The sequence below is a fragment of the Sphingomonas sediminicola genome (genome assembly GCF_049991885.1).
In the GTDB taxonomy this organism is placed as follows: Bacteria; Pseudomonadota; Alphaproteobacteria; order Sphingomonadales; family Sphingomonadaceae; genus Sphingomicrobium; species Sphingomicrobium sediminicola.
Window position 1 is genome coordinate 2084328 of sequence record NZ_CP178916.1, and the last position, 16279, is coordinate 2100606.

15 protein-coding genes are annotated in these 16279 nt (G+C 63.7%); 6 read left to right on the forward strand and 9 right to left on the reverse strand.

What is annotated here, in order from left to right; all coding sequences use genetic code 11:
* Positions 1 to 10: 10 nt before the first annotated feature.
* Entirely contained in the window at positions 11 to 1294 is a 1284-nt protein-coding gene (locus ACMC5O_RS10860) for a dipeptidase (protein ID WP_343070204.1), read from the reverse strand.
* Between the two features lie 83 nt (positions 1295 to 1377).
* Between ACMC5O_RS10860 and ACMC5O_RS10865 the strand changes: the two genes are divergently transcribed.
* A complete protein-coding gene (locus ACMC5O_RS10865; protein ID WP_187708779.1) occupies positions 1378 to 1626 on the forward strand; it encodes a hypothetical protein in 249 nt (82 codons plus the stop codon).
* Positions 1627 to 1904: 278 nt separating this feature from the next.
* Here the strand turns inward: ACMC5O_RS10865 and ACMC5O_RS10870 are convergent, their stop codons facing one another.
* Positions 1905 to 2186: an NADH dehydrogenase ubiquinone Fe-S protein 4 gene (locus ACMC5O_RS10870; RefSeq protein ID WP_187708778.1), complete on the reverse strand. Its 282-nt coding sequence runs from the start codon at positions 2184 to 2186 to the stop codon at positions 1905 to 1907.
* 120 nt (positions 2187 to 2306) lie between these two features.
* On the opposite strand from ACMC5O_RS10870, the gene ACMC5O_RS10875 reads away from it, so the two are divergent.
* Complete coding sequence (locus ACMC5O_RS10875) at positions 2307 to 2918, forward strand: hypothetical protein (RefSeq protein WP_426692842.1); 612 nt, start codon at positions 2307 to 2309, stop codon at positions 2916 to 2918.
* On the opposite strand, the gene ACMC5O_RS10880 is transcribed toward ACMC5O_RS10875, so the two are convergent.
* The 3 genes from ACMC5O_RS10880 to ACMC5O_RS10890 form a co-directional block, all read right to left on the reverse strand.
* Positions 2912 to 3925, reverse strand: a complete 1014-nt coding sequence (locus ACMC5O_RS10880; protein ID WP_246444276.1) for a polyprenyl synthetase family protein — start codon at positions 3923 to 3925, stop codon at positions 2912 to 2914. The genes ACMC5O_RS10875 and ACMC5O_RS10880 overlap by 7 nt on opposite strands.
* A 32-nt stretch (positions 3926 to 3957) precedes the next feature.
* On the reverse strand, positions 3958 to 5262 hold the full coding sequence (locus tag ACMC5O_RS10885; RefSeq protein ID WP_426693527.1) for an ATP-binding protein: 1305 nt from the start codon (positions 5260 to 5262) through the stop codon (positions 3958 to 3960).
* A 92-nt stretch (positions 5263 to 5354) separates the two neighbouring features.
* The gene (locus ACMC5O_RS10890; protein WP_187708776.1) at positions 5355 to 6029 is read right to left on the reverse strand and encodes a response regulator transcription factor; all 675 of its coding nucleotides are present in this window, start codon (positions 6027 to 6029) and stop codon (positions 5355 to 5357) included.
* Positions 6030 to 6206: 177 nt separating this feature from the next.
* Here ACMC5O_RS10890 and ACMC5O_RS10895 point away from each other — a divergent pair, with 177 nt between their 5' ends.
* Complete coding sequence (locus tag ACMC5O_RS10895) at positions 6207 to 8261, forward strand: TonB-dependent receptor (protein WP_426692843.1); 2055 nt, start codon at positions 6207 to 6209, stop codon at positions 8259 to 8261.
* On the opposite strand, the gene ACMC5O_RS10900 is transcribed toward ACMC5O_RS10895, so the two are convergent.
* The gene (locus tag ACMC5O_RS10900) at positions 8258 to 9784 is read right to left on the reverse strand and encodes a winged helix-turn-helix domain-containing protein (RefSeq protein ID WP_426692844.1); all 1527 of its coding nucleotides are present in this window, start codon (positions 9782 to 9784) and stop codon (positions 8258 to 8260) included. The two genes, ACMC5O_RS10895 and ACMC5O_RS10900, sit on opposite strands and share 4 nt — an antisense overlap.
* Before the next feature lie 132 nt (positions 9785 to 9916).
* On the opposite strand from ACMC5O_RS10900, the gene ACMC5O_RS10905 reads away from it, so the two are divergent.
* Positions 9917 to 10816, forward strand: coding sequence for a hypothetical protein (locus ACMC5O_RS10905; RefSeq protein ID WP_426692845.1), 900 nt, complete (start codon positions 9917 to 9919; stop codon positions 10814 to 10816).
* 55 nt (positions 10817 to 10871) lie between these two features.
* On the opposite strand, the gene ACMC5O_RS10910 is transcribed toward ACMC5O_RS10905, so the two are convergent.
* Positions 10872 to 11168: a hypothetical protein gene (locus tag ACMC5O_RS10910; RefSeq protein WP_187708769.1), complete on the reverse strand. Its 297-nt coding sequence runs from the start codon at positions 11166 to 11168 to the stop codon at positions 10872 to 10874.
* Between the two features lie 165 nt (positions 11169 to 11333).
* Between ACMC5O_RS10910 and ACMC5O_RS10915 the strand changes: the two genes are divergently transcribed.
* Both ACMC5O_RS10915 and ACMC5O_RS10920 read left to right on the forward strand, forming a co-directional pair.
* Positions 11334 to 13118 (forward strand): ABC-F family ATP-binding cassette domain-containing protein, encoded by a 1785-nt coding sequence (locus ACMC5O_RS10915; RefSeq protein WP_426692846.1) that lies wholly within the window; start codon positions 11334 to 11336, stop codon positions 13116 to 13118.
* Between the two features lie 57 nt (positions 13119 to 13175).
* Entirely contained in the window at positions 13176 to 13625 is a 450-nt protein-coding gene (locus tag ACMC5O_RS10920; protein WP_187708768.1) for a hypothetical protein, read from the forward strand.
* A 1-nt stretch (position 13626) separates the two neighbouring features.
* On the opposite strand, the gene ACMC5O_RS10925 is transcribed toward ACMC5O_RS10920, so the two are convergent.
* Both ACMC5O_RS10925 and ACMC5O_RS10930 read right to left on the reverse strand, forming a co-directional pair.
* Entirely contained in the window at positions 13627 to 14331 is a 705-nt protein-coding gene (locus ACMC5O_RS10925; RefSeq protein ID WP_187708767.1) for a VIT1/CCC1 transporter family protein, read from the reverse strand.
* Positions 14332 to 14387: 56 nt separating this feature from the next.
* Entirely contained in the window at positions 14388 to 16235 is a 1848-nt protein-coding gene (locus tag ACMC5O_RS10930) for a DUF885 domain-containing protein (RefSeq protein ID WP_426692847.1), read from the reverse strand.
* Between the last annotated feature and the right edge of the window lie 44 nt (positions 16236 to 16279).

The following is a 16279-nucleotide window of genomic DNA, read 5'->3' on the forward strand; positions in this document are numbered from 1 at the left end:
GGTCGGTGAACTATTCGGGCTTGGCGGGCGCAGGCGCCGGCAAGGTCGCGAGCGACGGCGGCACGTCCTTCATCGACGCCGACACTTCCTCGGCCCGGCGCAGGACGCGGAGGATGTTCCCGCCGGCGAGCTTGGCGAGATCCTTGTCGCTCCAGCCGCGGCGGATCAGCTCGGCGAATAGCAAGGGGTAGCCGCTAACGCTGTTCATGCCCGGTGGGGACTGATCATAGGGAATGCCGTCGAGATCGCCACCGAGGCCGACATGATCGTCCCCGGCGACCTTGGCGATATGCTCGATGTGGTCGGCGATGATTCCGATCTCCGCCTTTGGGGGCGGGTTCGCCTTGTCCCATGCATCCATTGCTGCCGTGCGCTTGTCGGGCTGGCCGGTGAAGAGCGATTTGAGCTTGGCCTCTTCACCCGCGCGCATCGCGTTCCACTGGCGGAAGGGCTCGGAGAGATAGCCGGTGTAGAAGTTTACCATCACCACGCCGCCGTTCGCCGGAAGCAACGCGAGCACGTCGTCCGGCACATTGCGCGGATGGTCTTCGAGCGCGCGCGCGTTGCTGTGCGAAAAGATGACCGGAGCCTTCGAAGCCTCGATCGCGTCCTTCATCGTGTCCGGTGACACGTGGGCGAGGTCGACCAGCATGCCGATGCGGTTCATCTCTTTGACGACCTCGACGCCGAACGGGCTGAGGCCGCCGTACTTCGGATCGTCGGTTGCGCTGTCCGCCCAGTCGTTGGTCGCGAAGTGGGTCAGCGTCATGTAGCGGGCGCCGAGCCGGTAGAACTGGCGGAGCGCCGCCATCGATCCGCCCATCTGGTGGCCCCCTTCAACCCCCATCACGGACGCAATCTTGCCCTTGCGGTGGATGCGCTCGAAGTCGGCAGCGGTCGACGCGAGCTCGAGATCGTTCGGATAGGCTTTGACAAGCCTCGTCACGATGTCGATCTGCTCCAGGGTCTGGCGGATCGCCTCATCTCCATGAACGCTCGCGTCGATGTAGACCGACCAGAACTGGCCGCCGACCCGGCCTTCGTGAAGGCGGGCCATGTCGGTCATCATCGGGTTCGGCTGACGCTTGTCTGAGCCGCTCGCGAGACCCTCGACGCTCATCTTCCAATTCTCGCGGATCTGCTCCGGCACGTCGTTGTGGCCATCGATCAGCGGCGTTCGCTTGAGGATCCGGTCGATCCGCTTTTGGACTGGGGCCGGGATCGGCTGGGCCAATGCTGGGGTAGCGACGAGCAGCGCGGCTGCGGCTGCGAGCAGGCGGGTTTTCATGTCCATGGCGCGAAGGTGTATGGGCCGAAACAGCCGTGCGCAATCGGCAGGGCTTGTCCTTCCCCGCTTCGCCGTCAATGAAGGCGTTGATGAGTCAGCCAGCCCCACGTCCAGACCTGTCGATCACCATGCGCTTCGATCCCGAGGATGGGATCACGGATCTCGAAACGCACCTCGACCAGCTGAAGCGCGAAGCGGACCAGGCCGGCTTCAAGTTCGACCATCATGCCGCCCGGAACGAGCTGCAGGCCGCGACATTTGGACGGCGCGCGGCGGCTACTGCGCGGCTGGTACTGTCGTCGACCGGAGCGATGGCGATCGAGGTTCGGCCGGCCTGACGCCGCGCCTGAGCCAGCTTACGATCTCGTGCGCAATCCGCTGCGACGCACGGCCGTCGCCATAGGGATAACTCGGTCTCCGCATCGCATTCAGTGTTGCGGGGTTATCAAGTAGTCGGGCCACCGTCTTTTCGATCAAATCGGGATGCGACCGACCAGCAGCATGTTGCCGCTTGCGATGGCTTCCGGCCGCTCGGTTCGATCGCGCAGGATCAGCCGCGGGATGCTCCGCGCAGGCGCGCCCTATGTCTGGCGGCCGGCCGAGAAGCTGGCAAGGCCTAACGGAAGTTGTCGGCGTAGGCCTGGAGCTTCATCTTCAGCGGAGCCGCCGGGATCAGATGATACTGAAGCCCGCGCTTTTCGCAGAATGCGATTGCCTCATCCTTGGTCTTGAACGTGATGCGCACCTGCGTGTTCGTGTCGCCAGATCCGTTCCAGCCGGTCAGCGGGTCGGGACGGAGCGCCTGCTCGCGCTCGAACTCGAGAAGCCAGAGGCCGTTGTTGGCCCTGCCCGACTGAGTCGTGCGACGGTCGAGCTCGGAAATGCGTGCAATCGTCATTACCCGCGAGGTGGCCCAGTGCCGCTCCGAAATCAAGCGCTTGAGTGGCGCAGATGTTCTCGTGCGCGGCGCAGCAGTTTGTGCTAATCGGCGCGTCCTCCCTGGGAGAGGAGGAACAGCATGTATCGTGCAAGTTATGCGTTGCTGGCGGCGGGAGTGTCGCTGGCCCTGTTCGGCTGCAACAAGTCGCCGGTGGCGACCAACGTGCAGGAAGCGAATGCCGAGAATGCAGCGGCTTCAGCGACCGACCACAATGACCCGGTCGCGAGCGCAATGTCGGCCGCGCCCTCATCGATTTCCGAGGGCGCGACGATTGTCCAGGCGCAGGCCGACGGGTCGATGAAGACCCTGCGCGAAGGAACGAACGGCTGGACCTGCATGCCCGACAGCCCGACGACTCCGGGACCCGACCCGATGTGCATGGACGCCAATGCGGCGAAGTGGGCGCAGGCCTGGATGGGCAAGAAGGACCCGCCTGCCAACACCGTCGGCGTGATGTACATGCTCGAAGGCGGAACGGACGCCAGCAACTCCGATCCCTATGCGACGGCTCCGACTGCCCAGAACGATTGGATCAAGACGGGTCCGCACATCATGATCGTGGGCTCCAAGGAGATCCTCGCCGGATATCCGTCAGGTGCGAAGCCGGACACGGCATCCCCCTACGTCATGTGGTCGGGCACGCCTTACGCGCACCTCATGATACCGACCGGGGGGAAGGCCGCTCAGTAAGCGCGGGAAATGGCGAACTCGACCGCTTCGCTGAGCGCCGATTTCGCCTTGCCCGCCGGGAATTGCGCAAGCGCGTCTAGCGCGCGCCGTCCATAGTGGCGCGCGCGCTCGATGGTTTCGGATAGGGCATCTGTCCCGCGTAGCAGTGCGATTGCGTGCGTCAGGTCTTCGTCTGAGATACGCTCGCCGAGCATCGCATCGCGCCAGAAGGCCCGGTCTTCGTCGGACCCGCGCGCGTGAGCGAGGATGACGGGCAGCGTGACTTTTCCGTCGCGGAAGTCGTCGCCCACGCCCTTACCCATGATGTCCTGCTTCGAGCCATAGTCGAGCGCGTCGTCGACGAGCTGGAACGCAATCCCGAGATATTTGCCATATTTCTCGAGCGCGACCTCGGCTTCCTCGCCCGCTTCGGCAACGACCGGCGCAATTCGGCAGGCTGCAGCGAACAAAGCTGCGGTCTTGGCCGAGATGATGGTCAGATACTGGTCTTCGTCGGTTTCGACGCGGCGCTGGGTGGTCAGCTGCTCGACCTCGCCCTCGGCAATTACCGCAGAGGCATGGCTGAGGATCTTGAGCACGCGAAGGCTGCCGTCCTCCACCATCAACTCGAAGGCGCGGCTGAACAGGAAGTCGCCGACGAGCACGGTCGCCGGATTGCCCCAGATGAGGTTCGCGGTGCGCTTGCCGCGGCGCAGGCCGGAGCCGTCCACGACATCGTCGTGAAGCAGCGTCGCCGTGTGGATGAACTCGACCGCCGCCGCGAGCTTCTGGTGCCGCGTTCCGCTATAGCCGAGCAGCGCCGCCGACCCGAGCGTCAGCATCGGCCGCATCCTCTTGCCGCCACCGGCGATCAGGTGGCCAGCCAGTTCAGGTATCAGCGCGACCTTGCTCTGCATGCGCTCGAGGATGACGGCGTTCACGCCGTGCATGTCATCGGCGACGAGTGCCATCAGCGGCTCGAGCGAAGGAGCGGTCGCGGGCTTGAGTTCGTGGACGGTCGCGGTCACGCGCGCCACCTAGCCGCCGCGCGGCCTTTTTCCTAGCCCGCCGGAAGGCTCAGCCGCGCGAGAAGCCCGCCGAGATCCTCGCTTTCCTCCAGCGTGATCTTGCCGCCGTAGATTTCGGCGACATCGCGGACGATGGCCAGGCCGAGACCCGTGCCCGGCTTGTCGGTGTCGAGGCGGGCACCGCGCTGGAAGATCGCTTCGCGCTGCTGTTGGGGAATCCCCTTGCCGTCGTCCTCGACCAATATGTCGATCATCCCGTCCTGCGGCTCGACGGTAACAAACACCCGGCCGCCGCCATATTTCGCGGCATTCTCGACCAGGTTGCCGAGCATCTCGTCGAGGTCCTGCCGCTCGACACGGACCTGGGCCTTCTTGTCTCCCGCGATGTCGACGGTGACCTTCTCGTAGAGCCGGTCGACTGCGCGTTGCACCGATTCCAGGCTCTCCCAGACAGTCGCGCGCGCATGCGCCGAGGCGCGCCGGCCGATCGCGCGGGCTCGGGCGAGATGGTGGTCGACCTGCCGGCGCATGACGATCGCCTCCCGGCATACGGTTTCGGCGAGGTCCGGCGCGTTTGCGGTCGCGGCATTGGTGATAACCGTCAGCGGCGTCTTCAGCGCATGGGCGAGGTTGCCCGCATGGCGACGCGCTTCTTCCGCCTGCTCCTCGCTGTGCGCGAGCAACTGGTTGATTTCGTCGGTGAGTGGGCGGACCTCATTCGGGAAGTCCTCGGTAATACGCGTCTTCGCGCCGGATCGGATGGCAGCGACATCCTGCCGGACCCTTCGAAGCGGCCACAATCCATAAAACGTCTGGAGCGCGGCAAGGATCAGCAGGCCGATGCCGAGCGCGAAGAAGCTCCAGAACAGGGTCGAGCGCAGCTGCTTGATCTGTGTGTCGATCATCTCGCGCGATTGCGCGACCTGGAAGCGCCAGCGGACTTTCGAGCCCGGAAGGATAACGTCGCGTTCGGAGATACGCAGCGGCTCGCCGTCGAATTCGTCGCTGTCGTAAGTGTGGACGTTGACGTCCTGGTGGCGGTCCTGGACTTGCAGCCGCCGATCCCACAAGGAGCGCGAGGGGAAGGTGTCGGCCCCCTGGCCACTGACCTGGAAATAGACGCCGGAATAGGGCTCGATGAACCTCTGGTCGGCGGGGGGACGGTTGAAGCGAACCTCGCCGTCCGGTCCGATTTCCGACGCCGCGATCATCGCGTTGAGGACATATTTGAGCTGGTCGTCGAAGTTCTGGACGATCGACGCAGACAGCACACGGTCCAGCGCAAAGCCGCCCATCAGCAGAAGAGCGGTAATCCAGAACGCCGCGACGACGATCATGCGCCGCGTCAGCGAGCCGACGCGCGCGACCTTGCGTCTCGGCGGCGCTACGGCTTGCCCATCCGCCGCCGTTGCCGGGGCGGTTTGATCGTTCAAGCGCGCTTATCCTCCGGGTCATCGAGCGTGTAGCCCAGCCCGCGAATGGTGGTGATGACGTCCGCACCGAGCTTCTTGCGGATGCGCGTCACGAACACTTCGATCGTGTTCGAATCCCGGTCGAAGTCCTGGTCGTAGATATGCTCGATAAGCTCGGTGCGGCTGACGACCTTGCCCTTGTGATGCATCAGATAGCTGAGCAGCTTGTACTCCTGCGCCGTGAGCTTCACCGGCTCGCCGTCCTTGGTGACCTTGCCCGACCGTGTGTCGAGGCGGATGTCGCCGGCTATCAGCTCCGACGAGGCATTGCCCGACGCGCGGCGGATGAGCGCGCGAAGCCGCGCGATCAGTTCCTCGGTCTGGAATGGCTTGGCGAGATAATCGTCCGCGCCCGCGTCGAGGCCGGCGACCTTGTCCGACCAGCTATCGCGGGCAGTCAGCACGAGAACAGGCATGCGCCGGCCTTCCCTCCGCCACCGATCGAGCACCGTGAGACCGTCTACCTCAGGAAGCCCAAGATCGAGGATCACAGCGTCGTAGCTCTCGGTGGAGCCGAGATAATGTCCGTCTTCCCCATCCGTCGCGAGGTCGACGGCATAACCGGCGCCTTCGAGAGTCGAACGGAGCTGCCGCCCGAGATTGGGCTCGTCTTCGACGATCAGCACACGCATGCGTGTCAGTCCCCTAAAAACCGTGTTTCGCAGCCTCAAACCAACGCGAAGCTGAACGGTTGCTTGAGCGGAATGAACTGGGGAGGTCCGCGCAAATGTCAATGCGCCGCCAGTTACTAGGCCAAAGGCAATAACTTATGTAACATCGACTGCGTCTGCGTGGCCTTAGGGGGGTTCATGCCCGCGCCTGTCGGTTTGATCGTGCTGGCCGTTCTCGCAGCGAATCCAGATTCCGTGACCACTTCTGATGAACAGGAACGGGACGTCATCGTCACCGGCGAGCGCGTTTCTCGCACTCTTCGCGAGACATCTTCCAGCGTCACGGTCGTCAACGAGGCTGAAATCGAGGCTAGCGGCGCCAATCGCGTCGATGACATCCTGGCGCTGATCCCCAACGTACAACTGGGCAACGGCAGCCAAGCGCCGGCAATCCGTGGGCTCGATACGACAGGGCCATTATACGCGCTCCCGGCCTTTCTTGGCGGCAATCGTCCAAGGATGACGCTGATCGTCGACGGGCGGCCGGTGACCTACAACGAATTTGTCTTCGGCACTTTCCCCGTTTGGGATGTGCAGCGGCTAGAAGTTTTCCGGACGCCGCAGACCACCACCCAAGGCCAGAACTCGATCGCCGGCGCGATTTTCGTCAATACGAACGAACCTTCTGCACATCCGGAATTCCGGGCGCGCGGAATCGTCGGCGACTTCAGGATGCGGCAAGTCTCAGCTGTCGCATCCGGGCCGCTCGCCGGCGAAGCGGTCGCGCTCAGGGTCGCGGGCGATTTCCGTTACAGCCGCACGACCAGCAAGATCATCGACGAAATCGAGGGCGGCGATCCCAGCCACGATGTCTTTGGACTGCTCCGCGCAAAGCTTGCTCTGAAGCCCTCGTCCCGTACTCGGATCAACCTGACCTACGTCCATTCTCAATCGCAAATGCCCCAGGCCGTCGGGCTCACTGCACCGTTCCGTGAACGCAGGGATGAAGACGGCGGCTACGGAGTGTTTCGGATCAACGTGGATTCGCTGACCGCGGGGCTCCGTCATGAACTGAGCGACGATTTGATGGCGGACGTCATGCTGACCGGCGGCGACAGCAAGGCGCAGCGGCTTGCAATACCCAACTTCGGCCAAACGAGAAACGACGGCCGCGACTGGTCAGCGGAAGCGATTCTCAGGTGGTCGCCCGAGGGGCCCCTGTCGATCGTCGGCGGCGCTTCCCACACGCATGTGCGGCTCAAGCAGTACATCAACCTGTCCCTGCTTTCGGGGTCTATCGGCCGGTTCCGCGACTGGCAGGACGGATCGGGCGTATTCGTGGACGCGAGCCTTGCGCTCTCCTCACGCGCCAAAATGACAGCCGGCATCCGCTACCAGCGCGACCGGCAGAAAAGGCAGGGTGCGCTTACCGCGACATCTTTCGAGATTCCGGTCGATTTCGTCGGAACGTTCGATGCCTGGTTGCCAAAGATCACCTTCGCGTACGACGTCACTCCCCAGCTGCGGATCGGCGCGATGGTCCAGAGGGCCTACAATCCGGGCGGAACGACAATCAGGGTGGATACTTCGCGGCCTGACGACTTCAGGGCCGAATCCCTCTGGGATTACGAGGTCTTTGCCAGGGCGGAGCTGGCCGGAGGACACGCGACCGCAGAGGCGAACCTCTTCTATTACGACATGCGCAACGCGCAGCGCTCAAAGCCGATACTCATCCGCACGCCGTCAGGCCGGCCGGTCGGGTTTGCGAATCTCTTCAACGTCCCCAAGGCCCGCAGCTACGGCGCCGAGGGGCAGCTGAACTGGCGGTTCGATAAGACGCTGTCACTCACCGTTGCGGTGGGCTTGCTGGGAACAGAGATCATCCGGACAGACGCTGAAAGCGCGGGTCTGGAAGGCAATGAATTCGATCGGTCGCCCCACTTCAGCGGGTCGGCGGCGATCGACTGGAAGCCGATCGATAGGGTACGGATTTCTGCGCAGGTTCGGCGTCACAGCCCATATTTCACGGACCCCGAAAACTCGCCGGAGGTTCGTGTACGAAGCAGCCTAAGGATCGACGCTCGCGCGCAGTATGACCTTGAGCGAGTTTCGCTGTTCGCGCAGGTTCGAAACGTCTTCGATGCACTCAACATGCTCGATCTAAGCGATCCGGATCCGCTAACCAGTCTCCCTCAATCCGGTGAATCCGAAGACCCGCGCACGTTTGCGGCCGGCCTGGAAGTGCGCTTCTAGAGCTGCTTCAGGTAATCCGGCCGGACATTTCGTGCCTTCCAATAGTCGCTCAATCCGATCCCCTCGACCAGACTCTGGAACCGGGGGTCGGCACGCATCGGAGCTATGGGTGGGATGAATAGCCACGGGGCAAAGCGCCAAGCGGTGCTTTTCACTGGCGTATTTGCGCCGCGACCGGACTCGTTCGATCCCCCGACCGCAAAGAATGCATTGGCGATCTCGAATGCGGTGTCGATCTCGCCGAGCGCAGACATCACCATCGTCGCCTGTGAAGTCAGGCGCAGGTTCTTTTTCACTGCCTCGAGGTTTGCCTTGCGTGCGGCCGCAATGCTCGCCGGCGTTCGCTGGTCCAATGCCGGAAGAGACACGCGCCACAGCGCGATTGCTTCGGGCGAGTAATTCTGCGGCGCGGTTCCCGGTTTCTCGATCATCGCGAGCGCCGCGCGAGGCCGGTCGGTGAACGCGAAAATGATGAATCGCGCAAACCGCACAAATCTGTGCGTCGGCCAATACTGCATCGCCCTCTCAATCACCCTGTCCGCTTCGGCCGTTCGGCCTGTGATCCAAAGGAGTTGCGCTCGCGGATAATGTGATCCGGAAGCGAGCGGCTTGATGGCCAGCGACCGCTCGACGAGCGCTAGCGCCTCCCGGCTTCTGCCTACGCATTGAAGCAAATTCCATAGCTGCTTCATCGCATTGATACTGTCGGGATAGGCCCCCAGGATTCGACGTAGCCGATCTTCGGTGCCCGCCAGGTCCAGGCTGCTACTTTGTAGTATAATTCGGGCGAGCTGGGCGTTCGGCTCGTTGGGATCGAGAGCAAGTGCAGCCGTCGCCGCGCTTTCCGCCTCTTGCAGCGCTGCCCGGGTCTGGTCGGGCTGGCCATTGTCCGTGCGTATCGCCTCGGCATAAGCCAGGCTGCCTTGTGCTTTGGCGTCGGCCGGCCGCAAAGCGACGGCCCTCCGAAAATATTCCGCGGGATGGCTGTCTGGATCACTCGTAGCCTGCGCATCTTCACCGCGATCCATCAGCTCCTTGAATTCGCGGTCTTCGCGCGAGTTGAAGAACCAAATCCCCCCTGCACCAAGGGCTGCGGCCGTGGCTGCGGCTCCACCAACAAGCCTGCGTCGGGAAATCGCTTGCGGCGCTTCCCTACCCGGGCTCGTCGCATCATCCTTGCTCAGTAATTCGAGTATCTCGCCTGTCAGCCGGTAGCCCGTGCGCGGGATCGTCTCGATCTCGAGAAGGCCAGGCGCAACATGCGCCGACGTTCTCCGCACCTTCGCGATTGCGCGATTGAGGCTGTCGTCGCCGACGATGACCCCGCCCCAACACTGGTCGAACAATTCATTGCGGGTTACGACCTTCCCACCCGCATCGAGCAGCAGGAGGAACACCTGCATGATCAAAGGCTCGAGATGAGTGTGGCCGCCTGGTCCCTCGACGAGCCGGCGGGACGGGCTCACGAGCATGGGGCCGAGCTGCAGATCCGGCCGAAGCGCCAGGTCGCTCAGCTTCAACATCGATGCCCCCACGCCTCCGCGACAAAACAACGATCAGCAAATGATCATAAGATCATCGGCAAACCTCCATCGCACATCCTCAGACCCGATTCTACGCCCGCTCAATCACTTGCGGATTGACGGGAGGTTAGAATGAAAAGGCACATTTCGAAGACGGCGTCTGCCGTCGGTTTCCTGGCCGTACTGAGCGCAACCGCTGTGGGCGCCAAAAATTGGGACGGCTGGAACATCCCGGTAAACGTCGAGAGCCTGCCGGGATCGAGCACCGCGATCAACACGCCGAGCATCGATGGTTGCGCAAGCACCTCGCCGGACGGCCTGACCCTACTCTACAACTCCTTCAGCAACGGCAATTTCGACATCTTCATGGCCACTCGGTCGAGCACGTCAGAAGGGTTCGGCGCGCCAGTGCGGCTGCCGGCGCCGATCAATACGTCCGCGAACGACTCATGCCCGACGCTAACACCGGGTCATCGGCTTTATTTCTCCAGCAACCGGGATGATCCGTCGTACGATATCTATGTCAGCAAGCTTGGCCCGAACGGCTGGAGCCAGCCTCAGAACCTCGGCCCGAACGTCAACACTCCGGGCTGGCTGGATGAAAGCCCATCCTTCTACGAAGACGACGAGGGCCGCGAAGTGATGATCTTCTCGAGCCGCCAGAACGGCGGTGCGGGCGACGGCAACATCTATCAGAGTATCAATGGTGGGCCGAAGACGTTGCTCGCCGGTGGACCGAACAGCTCGGCATCCGACAATCGGCCGAGTGTCACGCGCAACGGCCTGACCATCTTCTTCGATTCCACGAGGACGGGCGGGCTTGGAGCCAACGACATCTATTATGCAACGCGTTCGAACACGTCGGAGCCGTTCGGCCCCGCCATTCACCTGTCTGAACTGAGCTCGGTTTCGACCAATTCGCGGCCCGTGATCAGCAAGGACGGCTCGTTCATGATCCTGAGCTCGGGTCGGCCCGGAAGTGAAGGTCCCGACATCTGGTACGCCAGCCGGGACAAAGCCACGGGCAATTAGGAGCGTTGGGGCGCCTTGTCCGTGGCCGCCGGGATCGGCCGGAGAAAGCAGGAGGCTACGGCCTCGATTTGCCCTTGATCCGGCCGGTCGCGGCGTCCACGTCCACCCAGATCACGCGGCCGTCCTTGACGAACTTCAGCCGATAGGTGTCGCCGTCGAACTCGGGACCGAGATAGTCGGCACCCCCCATGAAGGGCATCACGCGGCGCTCGATGCTTGGGAGCGGCATTGCGCGTCCCTGACGAGCCGCGTCGAACGCACGATCGGCATCGCGCTTCGGTTCCGCTAGCGCGGGCGACGTAAGCAGGCCTGCGCCAAGCGCGGCCAGAGCGATTCTACGGTACAGGCTCATGGCTTTTCTCTGGGCACGGGTTTTATCAGAAACCATTGAATGCCTTATGAATGGTCCTGAACAGAGCCGTTAAGCTCCGCAGACTGCCGTAAAATATGCGTTTACGGAAGTGACCCTCCGGCCACACCGGTTCCCCTTATGAAGCGGACTGGCTAGGGGCGCCGCATGGCTGCGGCGACACTCTCCTATGAAGACCTCGGGCTCGTCCAGGGCGAAGGCTGGCTGTTCCGCCACCTCGACGTCCATATCCGTCCGCGCGACCGGCTTGCGCTGATCGGCCGCAATGGCGCGGGCAAGACGACGCTCCTGAAGTGCCTGGCGGGCCTGATTGATACCGACGAGGGCAAGCGCACCATCGTGCCGGGCAGCCGCGTCGCCCTGCTCGAGCAGGATCCGGACATGGGCGACCACGCAACCCTTTTCGACTGGGTGCTCGATGGCTCCGATGCTCCGGAAACGCACGAGGCGGCCGCGATCGCCGACCAGATCGGGCTCGACCTGTCGCGGCCGGTTGCGACCGCAAGCGGGGGGGAGCGGCGACGCGCGGCGATCACCCGAGCGCTCGCTCAGGAGCCGGACGTTCTGTTCCTCGACGAGCCGACCAACCATCTGGACCTTTCCGGAATCGAGTGGCTCGAAGACTGGCTGAACCGGTTCGCCGGAGCCTTCATCGTCATCAGCCACGACCGGACCTTCCTCACCCGCCTGACGAAAAGTTGCCTCTGGCTCGACCGCGGCCATCTCCGCCGCGCCGAGATCGGATTCGGCGGTTTCGAAGCGTGGATGGAGAAAGCCTATGAGGAAGAGGCTCGCGCGGCGGAAAAACTCGACGCCAAGCTGGCCCTCGAGCTGCGCTGGCTGGAGCGCGGTGTCACGGCCCGCCGCCGCCGCAACCAAGGCCGCCTCGCCAAACTCCATGACATGCGCGCCCAGCGGGCTGCGATGATCGGCGGCCCGGGCACGGCGAAGCTTGCGGTCGCCAAGGACGACGTTCGTTCAAAGGCCGTGATCGACGCCGACCGCGTCTCGAAGAATTATGGCGACCGCCAGATCATCCGCGACTTCACGTTGCGCATCCAGCGCGGGGACCGGATCGGCATCGTCGGACCGAACGGCGCGGGCAAGACGACCCTGCTCAAGCTGCTCACCGGCGAGCTGGCGCCCGACGAGGGCAAGGTCGAGCGCGCGAAGACGCTTTCCGGCATCGTCATCGACCAGCAGCGCAAGCTCATGGACCCGGCCAAGCGCGTCCGCGACGTGCTCGCGGAGGGCGGCGATTGGATCGACGTTCGGGGCACCAAGAAGCACATCAAGGGCTATCTCAAGGAATTCCTCTTTTCGCCGGAGCTGACCGAAGCCCCGGTCGGGTCGCTCTCCGGCGGTGAGCGGTCGCGTCTGCTGCTGGCGCGGGAGTTTGCCCGCGAGGCGAACCTGCTGGTGCTCGACGAACCGACCAACGACCTCGATCTCGAGACGCTCGATCTGCTGCAGGAAGTCATCGCCGATTACGAAGGCACGGTCCTGATCGTCAGCCACGACCGCGATTTCCTCGACCGGACGGTGACGGTCACGCTGGGCCTCGACGGGTCGGGTCGCGTCGACATTGTCGCGGGTGGTTATGAGGATTGGGCAAAGCGCCGGAGGACGCAGGCTGCGCCTGTCTCGAAGCCCAAGGCGCCGCCGGTCACTGAAGATCGCAGGCCGGCGCCGAGCGGGAAGCTCAGCTACAAGGACCAGCGCGACCTCGACCGGCTTCCGGGCGAGATCGAACGGCTCGAGGCGCAGATCGCGGCGACCGAAGACGTGCTTGCAGATCCGGATCTCTACGTGCGCGATCCCAAGCGCTTCGCCGATCTAAGCGACCAGGCGGCAAAGCTTCGCACCGAAAAGCATGCAGCCGAGGAGCGCTGGCTCGAGGTTGCCGAAATGGCCGAGGAACTGTCGAGATAGGACTTCCGCTGCGCGGGTAGCGGTGCGATGCTGATCGTCCGATCGAGGGGGAAGACCATGTCAAAGTGGGCGGGCATCATTATCGCCGCAATTGTCCTGTTGCCCGTTCCAGCAATTGCCTCGGCAAAGGACAAGCCGGACCAGCGCGTCCAGGCCATATTAGCGTGCGGATCCATCAGTTCGAATGAAGAGCGGCTTCGCTGTTACGACCAATCGATCCTTCCTCTGAAGGAGGCTCTCGCCCGCGGGAGCATGGTGCTGAAGGAAAAGAAGGCGCCTTTGGCTCTCGAAGGAGCGGTCAAGGCGTCCGGTCATTGGGGCGGAAGCAGCTTGTGGGTACTTTTCGACAATGGCGATCGCTGGTCGGTCCAGCCCACGAAATCGCACCGCGACCCGCCGCCGCCGGGCACGATGCTGAAGGTCAAGCGGACGCTCATGGGCACGTACTGGGTCTCAGGACCGAAATGGCCCGAGAGCGAAGCGGAATTCCTCGGCCACGAACAGTGATCTAGGCCACCGCAGTCCCGAAGAGCCGCCCAACTCCGGCGGTCACGGCCATTGCCAGTGCTCCCCAGAAGGTGACCCGCAAAAGGGACGGCGCGAGCGGCGCACCGCCGGCCTTTGCGCCCAGCGTGCCAAGCACGGCAAGGCATAGCAGCGAAACGAACGCGACTGCCGGAATGAGCAGTGCGACCGGAACGACCGTAACGACGAGAAGCGGCGCCGCGGCACCGGCGGTGAACGTCAGCGCCGATGCGATCGCGGCCTGAAGGGGACGCGCGGACATGGTCTCCGACAAGCCGAGTTCGTCGCGTGCATGCGCGCCGAGCGCATCGTGCGCCGTCATCTGGTCGGCAACGGCCTCCGCAGTCTTCCGCTCGACTCCTCGCGCTTCATAAATCCGGATGAGCTCTTCGCGTTCGAGTTCGGGCTGGTGCGCGAGCTCGCCCTTCTCTCGGGCCAGGTCTGCCTTCTCGGTATCGGACTGGGAGCTGACCGACACATATTCGCCCGCCGCCATGGACATTGCGCCTGCGAAAAGCGAGGCGACGCCCGCAATCAGCACGCTCGACCGGCTCGCGTCCGATGCCGCTACGCCGACAATCAGGCTGGCGGTGGAAACGATGCCGTCATTCGCACCCAGCACCGCCGCCCGAAGCCAGCCGATGCGGGAGGACGCGTGACGTTCAGGATGTGTGTGCAGTCGGCTCACGGGCCACCTCCGCCTTCACTCTATCGGGCGGAGTGGCCTGCTTGCAATCGGCCTGATCAGGCTACCTTCCTCGCCGCCGCCGTCCGCTCGCGAACGCGGCGTTCGAAGATGGTCAACGGCATCGCACCTTCGACGAGGATGTCGTGGAAGTCGCGTATGTCGAACTTCGAGCCAAGCGCCTGCTGCGCCTCCTTGCGGGCGCGATTCCAGGCAAGGTGCCCGATCTTGTAGCTGCAAGCCTGACCCGGCGACGCGCAGTAGCGTTCGACTTCACGCTGGACCCGACCGCGCGCGAAGCCGGTCGCGGCGACCATATGATCGACCGCCTGCTCGCGGCTCCACCGCATGTGGTTGAGGCCGGTGTCAACGACGAGACGTTCGGCCCGGAACAGGAAGGACTGCAGATATCCGGCGCGCTCGATGCCCTTGTATGCGCCCAACTCGTCGGCAACTTGCTCCGCGTACAGCGCCCAGCCCTCGCCATAGGCCGAATAGAAAGCGATCCGCCTCAGCATCGGAATGTCGCCCGATGCCTGGGTCACGCTGTTCTGCAAGTGATGCCCGGGAACGCCCTCATGATAGGTCAGCGCCGGAAGCGAATATTTCGGCCAGTCCGACGTCGACTTGAGATTGATGAAATAAATGGCCGGCCGCGACCCATCGAGCGCCGCTGGACGATAATATCCGTTGGAAGCGCCGTCCTGGATTTCCGGCGGTACCCTGCGGATTTCTAGCGGGTCTTTCGGCGGATTGTGAAAGGCGCGGGGAAGCCGGGCGGTCATGTCCGCCATGCCGGCATTCAGGCTAGCAAGAAGCTCGGTGCGGCCAGCGTCCGTGTTCGAGTAGAGCTGATCAGGAGACTTGTTCAGCGCCGTCAGCCGTTCCCCGACGCTGCCGCTGGTGTAACCGGCCGAACGGAGGATCTTGTCGAGCTCCGCAGTGATCTCGGCGACCTGCTGGAGCCCGATCCGGTGAATCTCGTCGGCGGTGAATTTCGTAGTCGTCGCCTCGGCGAGCGCGGCCTCGTAGAGGTCGTCGCCATTAGGCACTCGCCACACGCCGTCACCGGCCTGGCTCTTCGCCCGAAGCGCCGCGACTGCCGCGATCTGCTTGTCGAGGGCCGGATAGACCTGGTCGGCGACGATCTTCGCCGCGCGCCCGCGCCAATCACCGGCGATCTGCTTCGCCGCCGCGCGATCGGCAACAGACGCCGCCATGTTGCTCTGTTCGGCGGCAGGCTCGCGCAGCGCGCGCATCTGCCCAAGCGCGAGGTCGAGCGACCAGCCTGGAGCGAGATAGCCGCGCGCCGCCTGCCGCTGCTGCTCGACCGTCTCGTTGTCGAGAACCGTCGCGAATTGCGAAAGCCGCGACAGATACGCCTCCGCATCGGCGGCATTCTCGATCGTGTGCGCCGAATGCAGGAAATCGGGGGTCGAGAAATAGGCCCCGTCCTGCTGGCTGATCACATAAGGGCTCTGCGGGTTGGAAACGTCAAATTTCTCCGGGCCGACATTGTTGGTGCGCAGGTCCCAGATCACGACCTCGCGGTTGAGCTTGGATAGATCCGAAAGGCCGGCCTCCGGCACGGCTTCGAGCCAGCCGATGAACTTGTTGGTCCGGGCGATTTCCTCGATCCGCGCCTGCTGGTCCGGCCTCGTGTCGAGCTTCGACTTGAGCGGCGCGAGCGCGCCCTTGTCGAGGCCGGTGTAGGTCGCGAGCCTCGGGCTCGTTGCCACCTGCTCCTGAAAGATCCGGTCGAAAATCTGGTTGAGCGCCGCATCCTTCGGACCCGCGGCCGTCTGCGCGGAGGCTGCAAAAGCGAGCGCCGGCTTCGACGCGAATGCGCTGACGAACGACAAACCGGCGGCCGCACCGGCAGTCGACAGAAATTGGCGGCGATCCATGAATTCTCCCCGGATTCGAAACGCCGAAGAGGGATAAGGCGCGC